Genomic DNA, 15107 nt, shown 5'->3' with positions numbered 1-15107 from the left:
CATAAATTGGATTGATAAGGGTGGGACTGTATGGTACAATATAAGCAGGCGATGGGACTTCGGCGGCACAGCGGCCAGATTGTCAAAGATATGTCCCTCATTGTTGTCGGCTCCCTGCTGTTTTCCGTATCCATGAACTGTATTATTCTGCCTTCCGGAATGTACAGCGGCGGATTTTTAGGGATCGCACAGCTTCTGCGCATGGTTTTGCTCTCTGTTTTCCCGTCTCTCCAGTCTGTGGGGGACGTGGCCGGCATCATTTACTTTCTGCTCAATGTCCCCCTGCTCATTCTGGCCTGGTCCAGATTTGGACATCTTTTTTTTGCAAAGACCGCCCTGTGTGTGGCCTGTTACAGTATTTTTCTGGCCCTGATCCCTATTCCTCAGTCTGGTCTGTTCGATGAGCATCTCACCGCCTGTGTCATCGGCGGCCTCGCCTGCGGCGCTGGCGCCGGCCTGACCCTCACCTCTGGCTGCTCTGGAGGCGGAGAAGAGATCCTGGGGCTGCTCTGCCTTCAGAAGCACCCCCTTCTGAGCGTTGGCCGTATCTCCATGGCCCTGAACTTTGCAGTTTATGGGGTCGGTTTTCTGTTTTTTGACCGGCAGGTGGTGGTGTACAGCATTCTGTTCACCTGCGTTACTTTTCTCTGCTTGGACCGGGCGCACCTGCAAAATGTGATGGTCACTATGCTTATCATCACCAAAAAGCCGGAGATGGAGCAGCTGGTCTTTGAATATGTGGGCCGCGGCGTTACAAAATGGGAGGGAGAAGGGGCGTACAGCGGAGAGCAGACGGAGATGCTTCTCACAGTGGTCTCCAAAAAGGAAGCTCTTCAGCTTCGTAAGGCGCTGCAGAAGCAGGACCCAAACATCTTTGTCATTCTGGATGACAACATCTCAGTGGTAGGGAATTTTCAAAAGCGGGTCTGACCTGGTCTGGCCCTGCGGGAACAAACAAGGAGGTCTTACATGGAACAGCACAGTGGGAAATTGGTTTTGGCTATCCTCCAGGGGGAAGATTACGAGGATACGGTCTACGAGCTGAATCAAAACGGCTTTTTTGTTACGATGCTCAGCTCCACCGGAGGATTTCTAAAAAAGCACAGCACCACCATCATGATCGGCGTTGAAGAGCCCCGTCTGGATGAGGTGCTGGACATTCTGAAGCGCCGGGCGGGTCAACGGAAAGCCACGGTCTACCAAAGCTTTTCTATCCCCATGGGGCACCCCTACCCTCCTCTCATGCCCGCCACCCCTGTTGTGCAGGATGTGGGCGGTGTGGTCGTCTTTGTAATGGATCTTCAGCATATGGAAAAGTTTTGACTCTCCCTGCTCCCAGCGCAGCGGCCGTCTTCCCTGCAACATCGGTCGGATTTTAGGGCATACTGTGCCAGGGGTGATCTTTATGGCAAAGCGCAGAGCACGCAGGCCGTCCCATATGGAGGACCTGCGCCTCAATCCTCAGCTCCGCCTGTGTGCCAAATTCGACGAGACCAGCATTGCCAAATTTCCTGTTGCCGCACCCAAGGAGATGGGGATGCGTGTGCTGGACAACTGCGCCGAAGAGCATATCATGTGACCTTGCCGCGCCCTGAGGCGCAGTCTGCCCGCCGTTTCCCCCCGCGCCAGGCGCCGGGGCGGAGCGGCGGGCAGTTCTCTTTCCCCCGATTGCGTCCCGCTTCTCCAAGTGATATTCTCAGGCATAACAAAGCCTCCATGTTTTCTACTCATGTGCTCATGAGCGGTATAACATGGAGGTTTCTTCGACAAATTGATAAAAAGAAAAGCTACATTTCGGCCTCGTTTATAAGATCAAAATATAGCTTTTAACTTGGAATATGTGGACAAAAAAGATGCAGTGGCTACAGGTCTGTGCCAAAAACCAAACCGAACCCGCTACGCTGGGCTTCGGTTTGGAAGCGAGGAGCAGCAAAGTGAGTGCGCGATAAGTTTTGTAATGAAACGAAAAAACTCGTCGCAAGCGATACGACGCTTGCGACGAGTGGTACGGCTGAAGGGATTCGAACCCCCGACCTTTTGGTTCGTAGCCAAACACTCTATCCAACTGAGCTACAGCCGCATACCGCAGGAGAAGTATCTCTCGCTGACAGCTTATAAATAATAGCACATATTTTTCGATTTGGCAAGTACTATTTTTATTTTTTTCAAATTTTTTCTTCCTTCCTCCTCTCCCCTGTTCTGCCCAGCTTTTTTCCGCCTTTTCCCCCTCGATGCCCCCTCTTTTCTCTCCGCCGCATCTCTTTTCCTGCACGGAAAAAGCACTCGGCACACCGGTCTGCACCGGTGTGCCGAGCACCTGTTTGAAACTGTAATCGCTTTAAATCAGCCGCCGAAGACCTTGATCATAAATCCAGCGGCACAAGCGGAACCGATGACGCCAGCCACATTGGGTCCCATAGCGTGCATCAGCAGGAAGTTGGAGGGGTTCTCCTTCTGTCCCACCACCTGGGACACACGGGCCGCCATAGGCACGGCGGACACGCCGGCAGAGCCGATCAGCGGATTGACCTTGCCACCAGTCAGAACATACATCAAATCGCCCAGCAGCAGGCCGCCAGCAGTGGACAGCAGGAAAGCCGTCAGACCCAGAGCGATAATGGACAGGGTCTCAACAGTCAGGAAGCTACTGGCCGTAGCCTTAAAGCCCACGGACAGGCCCAGCGGAATCGTCACGATATTGATCAGAGCGTTCTGAGCGGTATCAGACAGACGCTCCGTGACACCACACTCACGGAACAGGTTGCCCAGCATGAGCATACCAATCAGAGGTGCAGTATCGGGGATCAGCAGCACTACGAAGATGGTCACGGCAATGGGGAAGATGATCTTCTCAGTTTTGGAGACCACACGCAGCTGACTCATCTTGACCTGACGCATTTTCTTAGTGGTCATCAGCTTCATCAGCGGGGGCTGGATCATGGGGATCAGGGCCATGTAAGAGTATGCCGCGATGGCAATAGCCGGCAACAGCTCTACCGCCAATTTTGATGCCGTCAGGATAGCAGTGGGGCCGTCTGCGCCGCCGATGACGCCGATGGCGGCAGCCTCAGCGGGAGTAAAGCCCAGGACCAGCGCCATCAGGAACGCTGCGAAGATGCCCAGCTGCGCAGCAGCGCCCAGCAGCAGGGACATGGGGTTAGCCAGCAGAGGACCAAAGTCGGTCATGGCACCGATGCCCATAAAGATGATGGACGGGTAAATGGCGTATTGGACACCCTGATAGAGTACCCACATAAAGCCTACTGTTCCACTATGGGTAGCGGCATCATAGACGGGCTCGGCAAACAAGCCGGTAATGGGCAGGTTGGCCAGCAGCATACCGAATGCGATGGGGACCAGCAGCAGGGGCTCAAAGCCCTTGCCGATACCCATGTACAGCAGGATACAGGCAATGACGAGCATGACCACGGTCTTCCAGTCCAGAGCGGCAAAGCCAGAACCGCCAGCAATCGCAAAAATGACTTCTTTCAGAAATTCCATACTTCACCCCTCCTCTCAACCGATGGTGACCAGCAGGTCATCGGTGTTCACAGCAGTACCCACAACGGCAGAGACGGCCTTCACAGTTCCGTCTACGGGAGCGGAGACCTCGATTTCCATCTTCATGGCCTCCAGCACCACCAGCACATCGCCGGCCTTTACAGCCTGGCCCACAGAGCACTCCACCTTGAAGATGTTTCCGGGCATGGGGCTGTTGACGGCCGTCTCTCCGGCGGCCACAGCGGCGGGAGCCGCAGCAGGCGCGGGGGCGGCAGCGGGAGCAGGTGCGGGGGCCGCAGCAGGAGCAGCAACAGGGGCGGGGGCAGCGGCGGCAGGAGCCGCACTGATGTTGGTGACCTGGAAGGAGTTGGGGGACATCCCGGACTCCTCAGCCACAGCGGCCATCATCACCGCAACCAGCTCACCCTCATCCACCGCAGGGGCGGCGGGGGCTGCCGCCGGTTTGGCGGCAGGGGCAGCGGACTTGGGGGCGGGTGCGGCAGGAGCCTTTCCCTTACCCTCGATAGCGCCCACGATCTTGGAGATCACCAAAATGACCGCCATCAGCATGGCAAGCATCACAAAGACGACCAGCAGACCGGACACGGCTACCAGCAGGGCCTCACCGACATCCAGAGGTTCAAACGGGTTAATAATTGCTTTATCAACACTAGGCATGTATCTGTACCCCCTACTTTTAACCCAGGGTGACCAGCAGATCGTCAGTGTTGACAGCGGTGCCCACAGTGGCGGCCACGGCCTTCACGGTGCCGTCCACGGGGGCGGAGACCTCGATCTCCATCTTCATGGCCTCCAGCACNCCATGGGAGCGACAGCGGCAGGAGCGGCGGCTCCAGTCTTTTCCACAGTCACGCTGTAAACTTTTCCATTTACAGTTACGTTGTAGTTCATAGTCTATCTTTCCCCTTCTTTGATTATTTTATGGTCACCGGCTTGGGCCGGGCGCAGGCCCCTCCCAAGCGGACGTCCATTTTCCCGGACTCCCCCTGTTCCCAGGACGGGACACAGGGGGAGAAACCCGAAATTGGTGGCATTATATCACTTCAGCGGGAATTTTTCAAGGGTTTCGGCCCAGAAGACCGATTTTCTGCATGGGATCTTTACAGCACGTCGGCAAATGCCTGGATGGCGGTGCTGGCCTGCCCGAAGTCCCGCATCTGCTGGTCCACACCCAGCTTGATGTGGGGCACGCCGGCCTCGTCCAGCGCCTTCTTCAGATAGGGGTACTCCATCTCTTCGGGGTCGCAGAACTGCTGCATGAACAGGACCACGCCCTGGGCACCGCTGTCCTTGGCCAGCTGGGCCACGAACTCGCCCCTGCGGTTCTGGCTGGAGTGCTCATCGTAGAGCAGGACATCATAGTCCTGATCAGCGAACTGCTGGGCCAGGGCCATCATGGGATCGCCCTCCTCGCTGGCGTCCACCCGGAAAGCGCGGCTCTCTTGGGCCACGTCGTCGGCGGCGATGGCGATGTTGTTGTCGTCAAAAATCTGGAGCAGCTTGGGGTTGTCGCAGATGATGCCGGAGGTGACGATCTTTCTGCCCTTCCAGTTGGCTGCGGGCAGCTGGGCCAGCTCGGCGTTCAGGGCCTCCAGCTTCTCGGCGTAGACGGCGGGCTCCATGAACCAGGCGGAGCGCAGCACGGCGGAGCGGCTGACGGCGGAGATGACATCACAGTGCTCGCTGGCCAGCTTGACGAAAGCCCGGCGGGCGGCGCGGCTGCGGTTCATCACCTTGATAGCGGCCCGCAGGTCGTCATCGGTGATCTCCTTGCCGGCGATCTTCTCCAGCTCAGACTTGACGTGCATGTACTGGTCCACCGTGAACTGCAGGCCGAAAGCGGGCTTGCGGTACTGGGGATGGGCCAGGAAGATGCAGGGCAGCTTGTCGCTCATGGCCACGCGGATGTTCTGGCTCATGGGCCGCAGGGTATCACAGATGGTGGGGGTGATGACGCCGTCCAGCTGATCCAGGGTGCCGTCCAGCAGCATCTCCAGCGCCAGCTGGGCGATGGTGCAGTAGAAGGTGGCGCAGTACTCCTTAGCCAGAGCAATGGTCTTCTTGTTGCTTCCCCAGATGCCCATGGGCACCATGCCGGCGGCCACCACCAGCTCGGCAGGGGCATAGTAGGGCAGCATTCCGATCACCTTTTTGCCCTGCTTCTTGTACTCGCTCAGCACACGGTAGGGGTGCTCGGAATACTCCTTGAACTCGTTCAGCAAAACCTCGGTGCTCATTTCGCCTCGGCCTCCTTCTTCGCTTGATTGGCCTCCATGGCCTCCACCAGGCCCTGGACACGGGTCTCATACTGGGCCTCGTTGAAGTTCCGGGGGTCAGCCTGGTCTCCGTCAAAACCGGCACAGGGGACACCCAGATCCTTGGTAAAGCGGCGCTGCATCTCGGCCATGTAGCCGGACCAGGGCTTGCAGGAGCGGTTATAGTGGACCAGCACGCCGTCCACCTTGTTGTCCCGGCAGATGCCTTCGCGCCAATCCACGCCCTGCTCGATACACACGGAGTTGGGGGCCTTGTAGTAGGCGCGGACCATCTCGTCCATATTATTGTACACAAAGCCGAAAGCGGGGGCATACACCACGGCGGTGACGTTGACGCCATGCTCCTTCAGAGGCTTGAACAGATTGGGCAGCTTGGGCCAGCAGGGAATGCCCTCGAACATGACACGGTACTTCTCAGGGAAGGGGGTGGTGGAGGTGCCGTTCTTGACGGCCTCCTCCAGGTCCTTCTCCAGCAGCTCAAAGGCCTCGGCGGCGGCCACCTTGCCGCGGGCAGTCACTACGTCGGCCATGTGGTTGAACAGATCGAAGCCGCTGTAAGGGGAGGGTTTGTACTGCAGGTAATCGCACACCCGCAGCCAGGCCTGGGCGGTGCGGTTGGCATTGGCGCAGGCCTGCTCAAACTTCTTCTCGTCGAACTTCTTGCCGGTCAGCTCCTCCAGCTGCTTGATGGCGGAGTCGAACTGGGCGCGGACATAGGCCACATTGGTGTCATGGACATCAACAGTGTTGTTGTAGGGGATATCGATCATGATCAGGGGGATGTTGCGCATGCGGGCGATGTTCTCATACCACTTGGTCATGCAGTTGCAGATGTTGTTGCAGCAGAGCATGAAGTCGGGCTGAGGCATCTGCATCTGGCGGTAGGGCTTGATAGCCGCCTTCCGCAGCTCCTTCTCCCGGCCCTCAGGCAGGGCCTCGATCTCATAGATGTCGTCCAGCACCGTGTAGGGCTGCATGGTCTTGGGGTCCTTCTTGGGCTTGCCGGTCTCGGGGTCAATGACCACGTTGCCGTTCTCGTCCTTCAGGGGTTTGCCGCTGTTGGGGTTGATGACATACTCACCGGTCTCCAGGTCCACCTTGCGGGAAGCACGCTTGCCGGCGGCGTAGGCCAGACTGATGCGGGCGTAGCCGCAGATGTCGTTGTCAAAGCCCAAGTCCTCGGCAGCCTTGCACATGATCTCGCCGTCCCGGTTGGCGGCAATGCCGGCAGCCTGGTTCTCGGGGTACATGACGTTCAGATCAAAGGCCTCGGCCAGCTCACAGGGGAACTTGGAGCTGGACCAGCCCACCAGCTTGCCCTCGGCCTTGGCCTTGCGGGCGTCGGCGTACACATCCTCGACGACCTTGCGCAGCGCCTGAACGCCGGGGCTTACAGTTTTAGCCATTGTTCTTCTCCTCCTCACTAGATTCACTAGAAAAATCAATGTTTCAATGTTGCGGGGCCGCTGGGAAAACAGCCCGAAATGGATCATTTCTCCCTGGTAAACGCGCCGATCCCGGCAATCACCAGTCCGATGGCCGCGACAAGGACGGCAAACTCCGTTCTATCCATCAGGTCACTTATGACTGGCAGCCATATCCCTGACAACAGCAGTACTACGGCGAACAGGATCAGTGCGATACCGAACAGGACTTTTTTCATCCCTTTTGTTCCTTCTGATACCTCTGATAGGCGAACAGCGCCGCCCCCAGAGCCCCGTTGTACTGGGTCAGGGGCGAGGTATAGATGATGTGGCCCAGTTCCTCCTCCAGCGCCTTGACCACGCCGGTGTTCTGTGCCACGCCGCCGGTCATGACCACCTGATCCCGGACGCCTACCCGGTGGGCAAGGCCTGCCACCCGGCTGGCCACGGAGTGGTGGATGCCGTTGATGATATCCCGTTTGTCAGTATCCAGAGACAGCTGGCTGATGACCTCGCTCTCGGCAAAGACAGTGCAGGTAGAGCTGATGGACACGTTCTTGGTGGACTGCGCCCCCAGCGTCCCCAGGTCCTCCACCTTCACCTCCAGCACCCGGGCCATCACGTCCAGGAACCGGCCGGTGCCGGCAGCACACTTGTCGTTCATGACAAAGTTGGTCATGACCCCGTTCTCGATCTGGAGCACCTTCACATCCTGGCCCCCGATGTCGATGACGGTGTGGACTTCAGGAAAAAGGAAGCTGGCTCCTCTGGCGTGGCAGCTCAGCTCGCTCATCTGCTGGTCTGCGATCTCCAGCATGGAGTTGCGACCGTAACCTGTGGCCAGGACATAGCCCATGTCCTCCCGCTTCAGCCCGGCGTTCTCCAGTACGTCGCTGATGGCCCGCTGGGGGCCGCTGGTCCCCGCTCCCACGGGGATGAGGGACTTGCTGACCAGCTCCTTGCCATCCGCCAGGATGACGCACTTAGAGGCGGTGGAGCCGATATCGATGCCCAGCGTGTAAATTTTATCCATGGTTTCGCTCCAATGTCAGAAATTGTGTGGTCCCGCCGGAGACTGCTTTCTCCAGGACCCCCGGCGCTGTCACACCTGCGCCGGGCCGCTGCTCTCCCCCTCCGCTGGGACCGGCTGTGGCCCGGGCGGAGGGGGCGCATTTGTGTGGGAAAGGCCCTTACTTCTTCAGGTTGTCGTAGTCCCGGATGGTACGGGGCAGCAGCATCTGATGGAAGGGGCAGATGGACTCGGGGTTCTGATAGACAGCATCAGTGAAGGCCACGATGTAGTTGCGCATCATGGGCATGTCCACGATCTCGTCCACCAGGCCGGCCTGGGCGCAGAACAGAGGCTTGGACTTCACATCGTAGTCGTCGATCAGGGCGTTCATCTTGTCGATGGTGGGCTGGAGATCCTTGCCCGCCTTCTGATCCTTGGCCAGACGGCCGGTGTACATGGCGTTGGCGGCGGTCTTGCCATTCATGACATTGATCTCAGTGGCGGCGGTGCCCAGGGAGAAGGCGTTGTTGTCGTTGCCCTGGGGGCCGCCCAGCACATAGTGAGCGGCGGCAGTGCCGCGGCGCAGGGTGATCTCCATCATGGGCAGCTTGCTGGTCTGGATGGAGTAGATCAGGGACTGGCCCAGACCCAGCAGCTCGGCGACCTCGGCGTCATCGCCTACGTCAATGCCAGTGGTGTCCTGGATCCAAATCATGGGGATGCGGTCGCGGGCGCACAGGGTGACGAACTCGTTCATCTTGATCAGTCCCTGGCGGTACAGCTTGCCGCCGGCGCCCATGGACTGGCCGTACTTCTCCATCTTGTACTCAGGGTAGTTGGGGAACACGCCCTGCTGGTTGGCTACCACGCCCACCAACAGGCCGTCCACCTTGGCCAGACCGGTGATCATCTCGGGGCCGTAGCCCTTCTTGTACTCCATGAACTGGCTGCCGTCGAACAGGCGGGCGATGACGGAGTACATGTCATAAGGACGGTTCTTGTTGTTGAGCACCAGGTCGTACAGCTCCTCGTCGGAGACGGCGGGAGACTGGGGCGCATCCACGCGGAAGAACTCCAGGTCATAGCTGGGCAGCATATCCACATACTTCTTGATGCCGGCGATGACGCCCTCCTGGGTGTTGTACACCTCGCGGAAGAAGCCGGTCTGTCCGAAGTGGATGGAGACAGATCCGGGAGGATCGGCCCGCAGGCCCTTGGTGGCCTCGATCTGGGCCAGAGCGGCCTCCATGTCCACGTGGGGCTTGGGGTTCATGCCGCCCACGATGCCGGCGCCGCCCACGGCCATGTTGGCCTTCTCATGGGCCACCAGGACGGTGGGGCTGATGGAGTGGTAGCCGCCGCCGGCGGGGTTGGTGCCGTGGATGCCCACGATGACGGGGATGCCCATCTGGTTGAGCTCGGAGTTGCGATAGAAGGGGGTGCCGCCGCCCCGGCGGTTGGGGTACACCTTCTCCTGCTGGTCCAGCTCCACGCCGGCGCACTCCAGCAGATAGATCAGGGGGATGCGCAGCCGCTTGGCGGTGTCGCTGCCCCGCAGCAGGTTGTCAGCCTGGCCGGGCACCCAGGTGCCGGCGTGCTTCTTGTTGTCGGAGGCGATGATGACGCACCACTTGCCGTTGACACGGCCCAGGCCCTTGACGATGGAGGTGGTGCCGGTCTTGTTCTTCTCGGGGTTGTACAGGCTGTTCAGGGGGCACCAGGTGCCGGGGTCCACCAGCAGGGACACCCGCTGCATGGCGGTGAGCTGGCCCTTGGCATTCATGTCCGCGTCGGCCTTGCCGTTCTCCAGGCCCTTCACGATCTGGGCGTGGATCTCCTCCTCGATGGCCTTCAGCTCAGCCACGTTTTCCGCGTTGGCGCGGACGGGCTTGCCCACCACGGGCATGTTCTGGAAGTATCGGGGCATAGAATAGTTACCCAATGTCAATTCCTCCTATGTTGGTAGTATGGTGTTCCGGAGCGGGATCTCTTATTCCTTGGGGACCTTGATAAAGGCCTGGCCGGGGTCGATCTCCTCGCGGATGACCCGGATGATCTCAGGAGAGGGGCCCTCGAAGAGCTGGGCGCGGGACACGTCCACCTCGAAGCCGGTGTTCTCCTGGACCATCTCAGGGGAGGAGAAGGGATAGTAGTAAGCCAGATACATCCGCTTGGTCTCCTCGTCGAACTTCATGATGCCCAGGTCGGTGACGACCATCTGGGGACCGCGGTTGCCGGGCAGGCCGGCGCGCTCACGGCCGCCGGGGCCGTCCATCCAGCCGCAGGAGGTGATGTAGTCGATCTTCTCCATGAAGCGGCGCTTCTGGTGCTGCATCATGATGATGGTATTGCAGAAGGTGGCGATGCCGTTGGCGCCGCCGGAGCCGGTGAACCGGGTCTGGGGCTTGACATAGTCGCCCTTGCCATAGATGCAGGTGGAGTTCACGTTGCCGTAAGGATCGATCTGGGCGCCGCCGATGAAGGCGATGAGCCGGTCAGCGTCGTGCAGCCACTCGTTGGCCTCAAAGCCGATGAAGCGGATGTTGGGCCACTGAACGGCGCAGTGAGCCATGAAGCGGTTATCGCCCACAGAACGGGGGACCTCCACGGGGGAGCAGTCCATCAGGCCGCTCTCCACGATGGGGTGGCAGGAGGGGCAGACCACCCGCTTGGCCAGAGAGGCGCCGATCAGAGGAAGGCCGGTGCCCACGATGACGATCTGATTCTCCTTGATGTTCTTCGCGATGGCATAGGCCTGCATTTCCTGCTTGGTGTACTTCGTATAATCAGCCATTGTCGTAAACCTCCCAACTCTTAGTGTCTGGTGGAATAACCCAGATGGGGCTCGTTCTTCAGGCGCATCAGACGGGCGCCGCCGATCTTGTCCAGCAGCTCGTCGTGGTCCTTCACACTGTACACCCACTTGTCCAGGTAGTCCTTGAAGGTCTCGGGGACGGCCACGCCGGCGGCGGCGTCATCGGCAGCCTTCTTGGCCCGGGCAGCGGCCTCGGCCAGCTTCTCGTCCNATAACCCAGATGGGGCTCGTTCTTCAGGCGCATCAGACGGGCGCCGCCGATCTTGTCCAGCAGCTCGTCGTGGTCCTTCACACTGTACACCCACTTGTCCAGGTAGTCCTTGAAGGTCTCGGGGACGGCCACGCCGGCGGCGGCGTCATCGGCAGCCTTCTTGGCCCGGGCAGCGGCCTCGGCCAGCTTCTCGTCCTCGGGCTTGGCCGCGGCGGCCTTCTCAGCCTTGGCGGCAGCCTTGGCCAGCTGGGCCTTGGCGTCCTCGGCGTCCTGATACTTGGAGGCCTTGTCGTACTCCTTCAGAGCGTGGGAGTCGTTGTCGTAGTAGTTGTAGCACTGGGAGGGCCAGGCACCATAGGGGCAGTGGACCACAGCGTCCACGCACTCGCCGAAGATGCGGGTCAGGGTGGGATCGCGGCGGATGTACTCGTCGCTCACCAGCTCGTCACAGGTGACGATGACCTTGCGGGCAGCCACAGCGATGTCCACGTCATGGAACTCGTCGCCCTCGATGATGCAGGTGCCGTCGGGGCTGGCCTTCTGCACGTGGATGATGGCGGTGTCCAGCTTGGGCACGGGGACGGCCACGATCTTCTCGCCGGGGTTGAAGGGGTTGTCCATCTCCACATACTTCAGGTCGTCCACCTTGTCCAGGGTCTTGCGCTGCTCCTCGCTGATGCCCCAGTACTTGGTCAGGCCGGAGCCCTGCATCAGACGGACAGGCAGGAAGGGAAGGCCCAGGGAGGCAGCATGGAGGGCCAGCATGACCACGTCCTGAGAGTAGTCCTCATAGGCCAGCTCGCCCTTCTCAATGGCGGCGCGGAAGCGGCGGGAGACATTGGTATAGCCGGAGTTGGCGGTGTAGCAGTTGATGTAGGCCTTGACGCGGCCCTCTCCGATCATCATGTCCCAGTCGCCGCCGGCAGGACCAGCCCAGACGGTGAAGTCGCCCTGCCCCTGGCGCAGGATCTCTGCCACGGCAGCATAGGGCTTGCGGTTGGTCGTGAAGCCGCCGAAGGAGATGCAGTCTCCAGTCTCGACGTATTTCGCGATCGCATCGTGCAAGGTGTACACTTTGTTCATGGTAATACCCCCATTACAAAAGATTTGGAATGTACGGTCTCGCTTGCTTTCTTTGCTCTTCTTCCTGTTGTGAAAATTGCAATCTGCCTCATTTTCATCGTAGGCCAGTTTATCACAGGCTCCGATGGATTTCCTTTGCTAATTTGGCAAAAAGTTTGCATATCTTCACTACGTATGTTATAATACCACAACAAAGGAAGTTGGGCAAGCCAAACCCTCTGCAATTTTACCAGAAACTTCACTTTTTTAAGGGTATTTGAGGTAGTTTCATGACCAATGTTGAATTTCATTTACAGCTGAATCACAATGTGACCTGGAACATGAGCCGCCTCCATTTCCACGACCACTACGAGCTCCTGCTCCCCCTGACCAGCCCGGGAAACATCTTCGTCAACGACCAGGTCTATCCCCTCCAGCGGGGCACCTTGTACCTCATCGGGGAGAACACCCTCCACCGCACCATCGCCACCGGCTTCCACGCCCGGTATATCCTCCATATCGGCCGGAAGGCCCTTGCCGAGCTGTCCACCCCCCAGACCGACCTGACCCAGCTGACCCACGACAGCTTCCGCCGTGCCGCCCTGTCCACCGATGAGATGACCGAGATCATCGAGCTGTTTCAGGCCCTGGAGCGCAACAAAAACGACGGCTCCTTCGGCAGCGACATCCACCAGACCATTGCCCTGCTCAACCTGCTGATCCGCGTCGCCCCTGTCCTCAACGCCTCCACCGCCGGCGAGGCCATCCGCAACAAGGACTTTCTGCGGGTGGCGCCCATCCTGGACTATATCCGGGACAACCTGGCTGAGCCCCTGACCCTGGATCAGATCGCAGGCAGGTTCTTCATCAGCAAGCACTATCTGTGCCGCATCTTCAAGTCGGCCACCGGCTTTTCCGTCATGGAGTATATCATTTACAGCCGCATCCTCCGGGCCCGGCAACTGCTCCAGGAGGGGGTCAGCGTCCAGCAGGCGGGGGAGCTGTCCGGTTTCTCCGACAACTCCCATTTCATCCGCACCTTTGGTCATCTCACCGGCACCTCCCCCGGCCGCTACGCCAAGGAGTACCAGGCCGGCGACCAGGTCCTGCTCCGGGACCCCGACCACTCTCACGGCTGACTCTCCCACCAGTGCGCGGCCTGCTGTAAATATCAATATCCGCAAACCGCCCTTCGGAAAAAGAGGGGCGGTTTTTCCATTTTCCCGTCTCTTTTCCCTCCGCATCTCCTTCTGAGACGGGAAATGCCCCGGCAGGGCTTCCTCCCCGCCGGGGCCTTTCCTTGCTCACCGGTCCAGCGTCTGCCGGATAGCACCGATGACCAGCCTCATGGCCTTGATCCGGGCATACCGCTTGTCCACCGACTCCAGGATATGCCACGGCGCCCGCTCCGTGCTGGTCCTGGCCAGCATCTCGTCCACCGCTTCCTCATAGGCGTCCCACTTCTCCCGGTTCCGCCAGTCCTCCTCCGTGATCTTCCACTGCTTCTCCGGGGTGTTCTGCCGCTCCCGGAACCGGGCCAGCTGGGTGTCCTTGTCGATCTGCACCCAGAATTTCACCACCACCGTCCCGGCATCGGTGAGCTCCCGCTCAAACTCGTTGATCTCGTCATAGGCCCGCTGCCACTCTGCCTCCGAACAGAAGCCCTCCAGCCGCTCCACCATCACCCGCCCGTACCAGCTGCGGTCAAAGATGGCGATGTGGCCCGTCTTTGGCAGGCGCTCCCAGAACCGCCACAGGTAATGCCTGGCCAGCTCGTCGTGGGTGGGGGCGGCGATGGGGATGACCTCATAGCCCCGGGGGTCCAGGGCGGAGGCCAGGCGCTTGATGTTGCCTCCCTTCCCTGCGGCGTCCCACCCCTCGTAGACGATGACCACCGGCACCTTTTTCCGGTAGAGCTCATTGTGAAGCTCCGCCAGCTCCTTCCGGCACTTCTTCAGCTGCTTCCGGTACTCCTTCTCCCCCAGGGCCTGATCCAATCTCACCTGGGACAGGGGTTCCATGGGCAGCAGGGGCCACTCCCTCTTCGGCTGCTCCGCTGCGGGCCGGCAGTCCAGGGCGGTGCAGATCTGGTGGTACAGCCAGTCCGCCGCTTCCAGCTGCGCCCGGACGGCATGGGAGCCGTCGATCACCTTCCAGCGGGCCCAGGGTGCGTCAGTGGCAGACATAAAATCCTGGAAAGCATCCAGCGTCCGCCCATAGTTCTTGTTCTGCCGCCAGTCATTTTCCCCTGCCCTCCAGGCCGTGTCCTTGTGGCTGGCTAACTTCTTCAGCCGTTTCCGCTGGCGCTCCCTGTCGATGTGGAGGAACAGCTTCACCAGCAGATAGCCGCCTGCCGCCAGCTGCCGCTCCATCATCCTCACGCTCTCCAGCCTCCGGGCATACTCCCGCTCGGACAGGCCGCCCCGCAGCCGTTCCCGCACCGTCTCATCCATCCATCCCGAGTCCAGGAAGAGGACCTTTCCCGCCTCCGGGATGCTCTGAACGTAGCGCTTCAGGAAGGGCCAGCGGCGTTCCTCCTCTGTGGGCATGGAGACACTGATCACCTTGAAAAACCGGGGGTCCAGCTCCCGGATCAGGGAGCGGATCACGCTCCCCTTTCCGGCCGCTCCCCACCCCTCCACCAATACGATCACCGGCAGCCCTGCCTGCTTCAGCCGCTGCTGGAGGCCCGCCAAATCTGCTCTTCTCTGTTTCAGCTCTGCCTTGTGCACCTCTTCTGGCTCTGTTGTCCGTTCAAATCTCCACTCACGCAGCATTTTATGCC

15 protein-coding genes and 1 tRNA gene are annotated in these 15107 nt (G+C 59.9%); 4 read left to right on the top strand and 12 right to left on the bottom strand.

All coding sequences use genetic code 11. The features are described 5' to 3' along the window. Positions 1 to 30: 30 nt before the first annotated feature. The 3 genes from BN1969_RS08685 to BN1969_RS18240 all read left to right on the top strand — a co-directional run bounded on the left by BN1969_RS08685 (position 31) and on the right by BN1969_RS18240 (position 1579). Entirely contained in the window at positions 31 to 930 is a 900-nt protein-coding gene (locus BN1969_RS08685) for a YitT family protein (RefSeq protein WP_050623944.1), read from the top strand. Positions 931 to 969: 39 nt separating this feature from the next. Further along, the gene (locus BN1969_RS08680; RefSeq protein WP_050623943.1) at positions 970 to 1323 is read left to right on the top strand and encodes a cyclic-di-AMP receptor; all 354 of its coding nucleotides are present in this window, start codon (positions 970 to 972) and stop codon (positions 1321 to 1323) included. 82 nt (positions 1324 to 1405) lie between these two features. Next, entirely contained in the window at positions 1406 to 1579 is a 174-nt protein-coding gene (locus tag BN1969_RS18240) for a hypothetical protein (RefSeq protein WP_170116224.1), read from the top strand. Between the two features lie 424 nt (positions 1580 to 2003). Here BN1969_RS18240 and BN1969_RS08675 read toward each other — a convergent pair. The 11 genes from BN1969_RS08675 to BN1969_RS08635 form a co-directional block, all read right to left on the bottom strand. Beyond that, positions 2004 to 2080, bottom strand: a tRNA-Arg gene (locus BN1969_RS08675). Between the two features lie 263 nt (positions 2081 to 2343). Next, a complete protein-coding gene (locus BN1969_RS08670) occupies positions 2344 to 3501 on the bottom strand; it encodes a sodium ion-translocating decarboxylase subunit beta (RefSeq protein WP_050623942.1) in 1158 nt (385 codons plus the stop codon). A gap of 15 nt (positions 3502 to 3516) precedes the next feature. Then, positions 3517 to 4179, bottom strand: coding sequence for an OadG family transporter subunit (locus BN1969_RS18985; protein ID WP_077138734.1), 663 nt, complete (start codon positions 4177 to 4179; stop codon positions 3517 to 3519). A gap of 19 nt (positions 4180 to 4198) precedes the next feature. Then, the gene (locus tag BN1969_RS19080; RefSeq protein ID WP_419185503.1) at positions 4199 to 4303 is read right to left on the bottom strand and encodes a biotin/lipoyl-containing protein; all 105 of its coding nucleotides are present in this window, start codon (positions 4301 to 4303) and stop codon (positions 4199 to 4201) included. A 319-nt stretch (positions 4304 to 4622) separates the two neighbouring features. Beyond that, positions 4623 to 5759 (bottom strand): (R)-2-hydroxyglutaryl-CoA dehydratase subunit beta, encoded by a 1137-nt coding sequence (gene hgdB, locus BN1969_RS08660; protein WP_050623941.1) that lies wholly within the window; start codon positions 5757 to 5759, stop codon positions 4623 to 4625. Beyond that, positions 5756 to 7204, bottom strand: a complete 1449-nt coding sequence (hgdA, locus tag BN1969_RS08655) for a (R)-2-hydroxyglutaryl-CoA dehydratase subunit alpha (protein WP_050623940.1) — start codon at positions 7202 to 7204, stop codon at positions 5756 to 5758. The genes hgdB and hgdA overlap by 4 nt, the downstream gene beginning before the upstream one ends. Before the next feature lie 83 nt (positions 7205 to 7287). Further along, the gene (locus tag BN1969_RS18230; protein ID WP_187120338.1) at positions 7288 to 7461 is read right to left on the bottom strand and encodes a hypothetical protein; all 174 of its coding nucleotides are present in this window, start codon (positions 7459 to 7461) and stop codon (positions 7288 to 7290) included. Continuing rightward, positions 7458 to 8255 (bottom strand): (R)-2-hydroxyglutaryl-CoA dehydratase activase HgdC, encoded by a 798-nt coding sequence (gene hgdC, locus BN1969_RS08650; RefSeq protein WP_050623939.1) that lies wholly within the window; start codon positions 8253 to 8255, stop codon positions 7458 to 7460. Before hgdC ends, BN1969_RS18230 begins: the two co-directional genes overlap by 4 nt. Positions 8256 to 8412: 157 nt before the next feature. Next, entirely contained in the window at positions 8413 to 10161 is a 1749-nt protein-coding gene (locus BN1969_RS08645) for an acyl-CoA carboxylase subunit beta (protein ID WP_336454718.1), read from the bottom strand. Positions 10162 to 10224: 63 nt separating this feature from the next. After that, a complete protein-coding gene (gctB, locus tag BN1969_RS08640; protein ID WP_050623937.1) occupies positions 10225 to 11028 on the bottom strand; it encodes a glutaconate CoA-transferase subunit B in 804 nt (267 codons plus the stop codon). A 112-nt stretch (positions 11029 to 11140) separates the two neighbouring features. Beyond that, complete coding sequence (locus tag BN1969_RS08635; RefSeq protein WP_336454704.1) at positions 11141 to 12343, bottom strand: CoA transferase subunit A; 1203 nt, start codon at positions 12341 to 12343, stop codon at positions 11141 to 11143. Between the two features lie 269 nt (positions 12344 to 12612). Here BN1969_RS08635 and BN1969_RS08630 point away from each other — a divergent pair, with 269 nt between their 5' ends. Next, the gene (locus tag BN1969_RS08630; RefSeq protein WP_050623936.1) at positions 12613 to 13461 is read left to right on the top strand and encodes a helix-turn-helix transcriptional regulator; all 849 of its coding nucleotides are present in this window, start codon (positions 12613 to 12615) and stop codon (positions 13459 to 13461) included. Positions 13462 to 13626: 165 nt separating this feature from the next. On the opposite strand, the gene pap is transcribed toward BN1969_RS08630, so the two are convergent. Continuing rightward, positions 13627 to 15099: a polyphosphate:AMP phosphotransferase gene (pap, locus tag BN1969_RS08625; protein ID WP_050623935.1), complete on the bottom strand. Its 1473-nt coding sequence runs from the start codon at positions 15097 to 15099 to the stop codon at positions 13627 to 13629. Positions 15100 to 15107: the final 8 nt, after the last annotated feature.

It is taken from the genome of Clostridium phoceensis, from assembly GCF_001244495.1.
In the GTDB taxonomy this organism is placed as follows: domain Bacteria; phylum Bacillota; class Clostridia; order Oscillospirales; family Oscillospiraceae; genus Lawsonibacter; species Lawsonibacter asaccharolyticus.
The sequence above is the reverse complement of the archived record's forward strand: the minus strand, read 5'-3'. Positions and strand labels throughout refer to the sequence as shown.

Bases quoted from the DNA above. Each gene is read 5' to 3' on its own strand.
- BN1969_RS08685 (WP_050623944.1), top strand. From the start codon at position 31: ATGGTACAATATAAGCAGGCGATGGGACTTCGGCGGCACAGCGGCCAG.
- BN1969_RS08680 (WP_050623943.1), top strand. From the start codon at position 970: ATGGAACAGCACAGTGGGAAATTGGTTTTGGCTATCCTCCAGGGGGAA.
- BN1969_RS18240 (WP_170116224.1), top strand. From the start codon at position 1,406: ATGGCAAAGCGCAGAGCACGCAGGCCGTCCCATATGGAGGACCTGCGC.
- BN1969_RS08670 (WP_050623942.1), bottom strand. From the start codon at position 3,501: ATGGAATTTCTGAAAGAAGTCATTTTTGCGATTGCTGGCGGTTCTGGC.
- BN1969_RS18985 (WP_077138734.1), bottom strand. From the start codon at position 4,179: ATGCCTAGTGTTGATAAAGCAATTATTAACCCGTTTGAACCTCTGGAT.
- BN1969_RS19080 (WP_419185503.1), bottom strand. From the start codon at position 4,303: ATGGAGATCGAGGTCTCCGCCCCCGTGGACGGCACCGTGAAGGCCGTG.
- hgdB (WP_050623941.1), bottom strand. From the start codon at position 5,759: ATGAGCACCGAGGTTTTGCTGAACGAGTTCAAGGAGTATTCCGAGCAC.
- hgdA (WP_050623940.1), bottom strand. From the start codon at position 7,204: ATGGCTAAAACTGTAAGCCCCGGCGTTCAGGCGCTGCGCAAGGTCGTC.
- BN1969_RS18230 (WP_187120338.1), bottom strand. From the start codon at position 7,461: ATGAAAAAAGTCCTGTTCGGTATCGCACTGATCCTGTTCGCCGTAGTA.
- hgdC (WP_050623939.1), bottom strand. From the start codon at position 8,255: ATGGATAAAATTTACACGCTGGGCATCGATATCGGCTCCACCGCCTCT.
- BN1969_RS08645 (WP_336454718.1), bottom strand. From the start codon at position 10,161: ATGCCCCGATACTTCCAGAACATGCCCGTGGTGGGCAAGCCCGTCCGC.
- gctB (WP_050623937.1), bottom strand. From the start codon at position 11,028: ATGGCTGATTATACGAAGTACACCAAGCAGGAAATGCAGGCCTATGCC.
- BN1969_RS08630 (WP_050623936.1), top strand. From the start codon at position 12,613: ATGACCAATGTTGAATTTCATTTACAGCTGAATCACAATGTGACCTGG.
- pap (WP_050623935.1), bottom strand. From the start codon at position 15,099: ATGCTGCGTGAGTGGAGATTTGAACGGACAACAGAGCCAGAAGAGGTG.